At 48.7% G+C, this 6,507-nt stretch carries 4 protein-coding genes; all 4 read right to left on the bottom strand.

Annotation, left to right across the window (positions count from 1 at the left end):
* Nucleotides 1–497: 497 nt before the first annotated feature.
* Complete coding sequence (locus VZT47_RS08835; protein WP_330224599.1) at nt 498–1,964, bottom strand: S-layer homology domain-containing protein; 1,467 nt, start codon at nt 1,962–1,964, stop codon at nt 498–500.
* A 296-nt stretch (nt 1,965–2,260) separates the two neighbouring features.
* Nucleotides 2,261–3,907, bottom strand: coding sequence for an ABC transporter permease (locus tag VZT47_RS08840; RefSeq protein WP_330224600.1), 1,647 nt, complete (start codon nt 3,905–3,907; stop codon nt 2,261–2,263).
* Between the two features lie 211 nt (nt 3,908–4,118).
* Nucleotides 4,119–5,135 (bottom strand): ABC transporter substrate-binding protein, encoded by a 1,017-nt coding sequence (locus tag VZT47_RS08845; protein WP_330224601.1) that lies wholly within the window; start codon nt 5,133–5,135, stop codon nt 4,119–4,121.
* Between the two features lie 16 nt (nt 5,136–5,151).
* Nucleotides 5,152–6,105, bottom strand: coding sequence for an ABC transporter ATP-binding protein (locus VZT47_RS08850; RefSeq protein ID WP_330224602.1), 954 nt, complete (start codon nt 6,103–6,105; stop codon nt 5,152–5,154).
* Nucleotides 6,106–6,507 lie beyond the last annotated feature (402 nt).

The following is a 6,507-nucleotide window of genomic DNA, read 5'->3' on the forward strand; positions in this document are numbered from 1 at the left end:
CATCAGATTTGCAGGCCGGGGTCAAGGGGCTTCAGCCCCTTGATGCCGGAATGTAAATCTGATAAAATCCCCAGGCCAGGGCAACTGTATAAAAATTGACCGCATTTCTAAAAACTCGAATTCCGATTATTTGACAAAGGTAAAGATTCACGCAGCACAAATGATATAGCTGCGCTGTTTGAACCGGATGCCTCGAAACTTTGGAAAATCAACCGATCCCTCTTTATATCAAAGCCGTCTGCCACAAGTGGCAGGCGGCTTTTTTGTTTCAGGTATCAGTTTACAGTTCTCAGTTCTTAGTGAAGGGGGCCTGCTTTAAACCGGAAAGCGGGATTGAATGGATTCATGGTTGACCGGATTCTGATCACTGAGAACGAATAACTGATCACTTTCATCGATACGTCTTGATCTCCTGCATGTAAACCCGGATAAACCGCGGCCCCTCCTGTTTCCAAACAAAAAAGAGCCCCGTAAGGAGCTCTTTTCTGTGGGAGTGATTAGAACTTGTAATCGATCTTTGCTTCGAAGAGATCGTCGTAATCTTTGCCATCGTTTGCATTGACATCGAAGGCATATTCGAGGTGGAGTCCTACGTTCTTCTGGAGGATGACATCAGCCTGAGCGAGCCAGAAATGAACGCTGTCTGCGCCGGAAGTACCTTTTACGAGTTCCTGCGGATCGGACAGATCCCAGGTGGTGCCGCCCATGTAAGCGCCTTTTTCAGCCTTTACATAGCTTGCAGCCAGTCTCCAGGTGCCCGGTTTCTTGAAATTCTTTTTGCCATAAGCAAGGCCTGCGGACCAGAGGGTCGGATCTCCTTTGTAGTCCAGGTTCTTGTAGAAGTCTCCGAATACGTCCAGTTTGTCTGCTACATTCCAGGTCAGGCCTGCGCCCCATACCTGATAATCAGCAGCTGCTGCATTGACATATTCTACGTCATAGTTCAGCTTGCTAGCTTCGCCTGCAATGCGTGCGTAGGTGACTTCCTTGAATGCTTCCTTATCGGAGTTTTCATCGATGTCCTTTGCAACCAGGGTCTTCTTCCACTTCGGGAAACGAGCATAGCCGGCGGTCAGGTTGAGAGCCTTATCACCATAGGACAGTTCAGCGCCCTTGACTTCAGAATCGTGGAGGATACCGGTCTGGCCGAAAGTTTCCTTATACTTGCCGACAGTCAGCTTTGTCTTGTCGCCGAATTTGTGTTCAACGAATAACTGCTGCATGAAAGTATCTCCATCTTCGTTATCCTTGAATTTCAAATTCTGACGGAGCAACCCGGTAACGGTGGTGCTGTCATTGACCTGAGCTTTTGCCTTGATTCTCATACGGCCATTCCAGTCATCTTCGGAATTGCCGTCATCATCATAGCCCTGGGTGACAAGCATACGGGCATCACCGGACCAGGACAGGTTTCCGACTTTCTTTTCCAGGTTGGAAACGCGTACGCCCAGGTTAGCGAGTTCATCAGCATATTCACCAGCCAGTTTGTCCAGGGTTGCTTTCTGTTCGCCGTTCAGCTGATCTTCTTTAGCCATGAGGCGGGCAATGATCTGAGCCAGTTCGTATCTGGTCATGTTTCTTTCGCCCTTGAAGGTGCCGTCCGGATAGCCTTCTACGACGCCCTGATCGGACAGGTCGGAAACTGCCTGGTAAGCCCAGTCATCCGGGGTTACATCGGAAAACGGATTTGCGGCGAATGCGGAAATGCCGCAGGAAAGTGCAGCTGCTGCTGCGATTGCGAGAATCTTTTTCATGTTCTCTCTCCTTATAGAAATGCCTTTCGGCAGAATGGTCCTGAGGGAGAAACATTCTTTCCGCGAGTGGCCGTGTTTCCTCTGGATTCCCGTCTCTCCGCCGATGGGCGGACCTTTTTCATCGGCATCTTCATTGTAGGAAATAAAGCGGGTGCGTACTACCGTAAAGGAGTCAAGCCTGTGCAATATGTTCTGCAAGATTGTAATCATTGGGAAATATTTCGATTAAATTTGAAATAATGTTTTACATGAGGCCATCTTTGTACTTTTTATGTAAAATTTCTGTATTTCCTGAAAGTCAAGTTATCAGTTCACAGTTCTCAGTTATCAGTTTTGGAAACCCTATTGATCAGGAAACAGTCCTTTCCTTCGATAAGAAAATCATATAAAAAGACCGCACTTCCATTTCTGAGGTGCGGCCACCTTAACTGAGAACTGATAACTAATAACTGATAACTTTCTTCCAAGAGTATCCCCATTTTAAAGATACCCAAAAGTATTTACCACTAAAACCTCTTTATTCCCCGATTGAGCACCAGGAGGCACCCGGCGGTAATGAGTATACACAGCACCGCCATGGCCATACCGAGGGATACGCTTCCCTGTTCAAATTCTCTCGTAATAAATGTGGAAATCACGAGGGTATTGGGCGGAGCAATCATACTTGGCGCTACCAGTTCGCGGAGGGAAATAATGAAAGTCATCATCCAGCCGGCAGCGATTCCGCGGAGAATGAGGGGAACCGTAATGCGGCGGAAAACGTAAATCGTATTTCCTCCAAAAACCCGGCCGGCTTCGATGAGGCTTGCGGAAATCTGGGTGAGGGAGCTCGTCACGTACTGCACCGTAAAGGGAAGAAAAAGGACCACATAGGTGAGGACCAGAATTCCCAGGGTATTATACAGGGGAAGGACATCGTAAATATCATTCCAGAAAAGCATGAGACCGATGACCATGACAATGCCCGGCAGCATTTCAGGAACCAGGGAAATGGCTTCGAGAGGCCGTCCCCATTTCTTTCCGAGACCTTTTACCGCAAAGACGGTAAGGGTTCCCAGGACCGCACAAATCGTAGAGGCCGTGACAGCCAGAAAAAGGCTGTTCAGAATGGCATCCATGGCTTTGTCATGTTCCAGGAGGAGTTCTGCATAATGAGCCAGCGTGAAATTTCCTGCCTGAAGTCCATACCCCCGAAGTTTGATGAGGGACGTGGCAATGACGGAAAAATAGGGAATTCCCACGGCCAGGGCAAAGAGAAACCCCATAGCGGCTCCCGTGGCCAGTTTGACAGGGCGCCGCAGGATTTTGAAAGTCCGCCGGGTCCCTTTTCCTCCCACGAGACGATAACTGTGGGTCATGGTGATATAGTTCTGGATGAACCACATAAAAAGACAGATGGTGACAAGGACTGAAGCCAGGACGGCAGCTTTTCCGAAGGAAATCGGGGCAATCGTGGCATAGCGGTGAATATCCGTGGTAAATACATCAAATCCGATGCGCCGGCCCAGCGTATAGGGCGTGCCGTATTCGGAGAGGGTTTTCACGAAGACCAGAAGCGCCCCGATCACGTAATTTCCTGTAACGAGAGGAAGAAATATTTTCCGGAGCCTTGCCGTAAAACCGGCTCCGCAGACGGCAGCCGCTTCATCCAGACTTTCCGGCACCCGGAGCATGGCATTTTTGAGAAGAGTCACCATAAAGGGAAAAATATGAAAACTCATGACCATGACCAGGCCTGCCAGGGTAAAAAAGGGAGTCACCCCGTCTTTGAAGAAAGGAATGAGCTGCCCCAGAAGGCCCCGTTTCTGCATGAAAAGAATCCAGCCCATGGAAGCGATATAGGGAGGGGTCATGAAAGGCACAAGAAATAAAATATCCAGTACCTTCGATTCCGCCCATTCCGTCCGCGAAAGGAGGTACGCCAGAGGGAGGGAAATACAGGTGGAAACAATGACTACCAGGACTCCCAGGATGAGGGAATTCCGGATCATCACCGCATTCTGCTCCTCCATCAGCGTTTCAGCGGCATAGGAAAAGTCCAGGGCATCATTGATAATGAGCGCCTTGATTCCTACCTCTGCCAGGGGACAGAGGATGAGGAAAATAAGAAACGCCGCAAGCGCAAGAATGGGGAGGAACCATTTACGATTCATGGGGAACCTTTCGAAATAACTGAATACTGAAAAAGAAGCTGAAAAATGAAGAACTTCAGAAAAAGTTATCAGTTAACAGTTCTCAGTTCTCAGAATCCCATCATTGTGAAGAAAGTTGATTCACACTGATGGCAGTCAATCACTGATAACTGCTAACTAATAACTGATAACTTCAAAAAGTCACTGAAAAAGAAAGTTTCTTTTCAAATAATTACTTTTTACCACAGATTTCATTCAGCTTCTTTGCCGTTTCGGTAGCAATGGCCATCATCTTGTCCCATTCCGGCTTAATCTGCGGGATGTCTTTCAGCTGGGTTCCCTTGGCTTTGATATCGGTTCTGCCGGGGAGGAGCCATGCATTGGCGACAAGCTGCTGTCCTTCATCGGAAAGGAGGTAATCCATGAATTTCTGGGCATTATCCTTATGGGGCGCGGTCTTCATGATCATAGCCGGGCGGGGATTAACGATGGTGCCGCTCTTCGGATAGTAGATTTCCAGGGGTTCACCTTTCTTCTTTGCTTTGTAGGCATTGTAATCGACTCCGGCAACGAGGATGCCAACTTCTCCGGTAGTCACGGCTTCCAAAGCAGCTTTATTGGCACCCGGAACTTTCATGCCGTTCTTAGCCATGCCTTCCAGAGCTTCCCAGCCGTATTTATTGACGTAGCCTGCCAGGAAATCTTTGCAGGCACCGGATTTCATGGGGTCCGGGATAGCCAGCTGTCCCTTGTACTTCGGATCAGCCAGGTCTTTCCAGTCTGCAGAAAGCTGAGGAATGACGTTTTTGTTATAAATGACGCCGACTGCGGAAGCGGAGTAGCCGATGAGCTGATTGTCATTATCGATGAAGGCTTTGTCCAGTTTGTCTGCATTCTGTGGTTTATAGGAAGCAAGGGCCCCGGATTTCTTCATATTCAGGCCGTCAGACCAGGAAGCCAAAACTACTACGTCAGCAGCAGGATTTTTCTTTTCTGCTTCCACTCTGGCCAGGATTTCACCGGTGGTTCCCTGGAAAACTTCGACTTTGATGCCTGTCTTCTTTTCAAAGCCCTTGGCCAGTTTATCGGTGAGGCCTGCCGGGGACGGCATGTAAACCACTACTTTTTTCTCATTGTTTGCAGCAGCGGAAGCGGCGGCCGGTTTGGAATCGGTCTTTGTACCGCAGGCAGCAATGCCCATGCAGAGTGCTGCAGCAGCAGCGAGAACAGCGAGTTTTTTCATTTTCATTGGATTTCCTCTTTCCTTATAAAGAAATAATATCCTTTCCCCTTACGTATAATGACACATCGCTGCCTGCGGGAAGGGGATCCGCAGACCAGCAAAGCCATTTGGCTCCTTCATGATCCATGTGGATCTCATAGGTATGGCCCAGGAACTGGGTACTTGTGACGGTGGCATGAAATTCTTCGGCTCCCGGCACTTTTTCGGTGGACCCCTTTTCCGGGCGGAAAAGATGGGTCTCATCAATCCAGTTCGAAGAGCCTACGAAATGAGCCACGAAATCCGTCTCCGGATGGGCATATATTTCCTCCGGCTTTCCATACTGCTCGATTTTTCCTGAAGAAATCACGGCAATCGCATCACTCATACTCATGGCTTCTTCCTGGTCATGGGTGACGAAAACGGCGGTAATGCCCAGATCTTTCACGAGGCGCCTTATTTCTCCCCGCATCTCTATGCGCAGGATGGCATCCAGCGCCGAGAGGGGTTCATCGAAAAGGATGCATTCCGGCTTCAGGGCAATGGCCCTGGCAAAGGAGACCCGCTGCTGCTGGCCGCCGGAAAGTTCATGGGGATACCGTTTTTCCATGTGGTCCAGCCGTACCGTGAAAAGGGCTTTTTCCACATTTTCCTTCAGATGGTCCGTCCGCCCCGCCGCACGCAGGCCGAAGGCCACGTTTTCAAAAACCGTCATATGAGGCCAGAGGGCGAAATCCTGGAACACGAAAGCAAGGCCTCTTTTTTCCGGTGGTACAAAGAGACCCTTTTCAGGGGCAGAAACGCAGGTATCGCCCAGCCATATTTCCCCCTCATCCGGCCGCTCCAGTCCCGCAATCATGCGGAGAAGCGTCGTCTTCCCACAGCCCGAAGGCCCCAGAAGAGTCGTAAAATGGCGGTCTTCCAGATTCAGCGACACATGGTCGATAATGAGCTTTCCACCATAGGACTTGCAGATATTTTTCAGAATGATTTTCATAAGTTCTCCCGATAGTCCGTGCATAGTAACACATACTAAATTTGAGTATATACAACCAGTACCAATTATCAGTGATGAATGAGTAAAGAAAGAGTAAATTTGTTTCATTTGGGTGGAAATATGGTTCTTCTCAAATGATCGGAATCGTTCTTCGTGATTCATTGTTCGTGATTCGTAATGGTGGCGCCTTCCTATGAGGAAAGTCCCTTTTATATGGGGGTGTACAAAAATAAAAATCATTATTTAAAAACTTTAGGGGACATAGTTATCAGTTATTAGTTATCAGTTCGCAGTTATGGTGGCCGCCTTTTTATAGGGGAGGCGGCCCTTTTATATAAGGATTTAAACATTCTCCAGGAGCATTGTGTATAAAAATGGCCCGCCATCCAGTTTGATGCGGGC

Source organism: Dialister sp., assembly GCF_036343215.1.
Lineage (GTDB): Bacteria > Bacillota > Negativicutes > Veillonellales > Dialisteraceae > Dialister.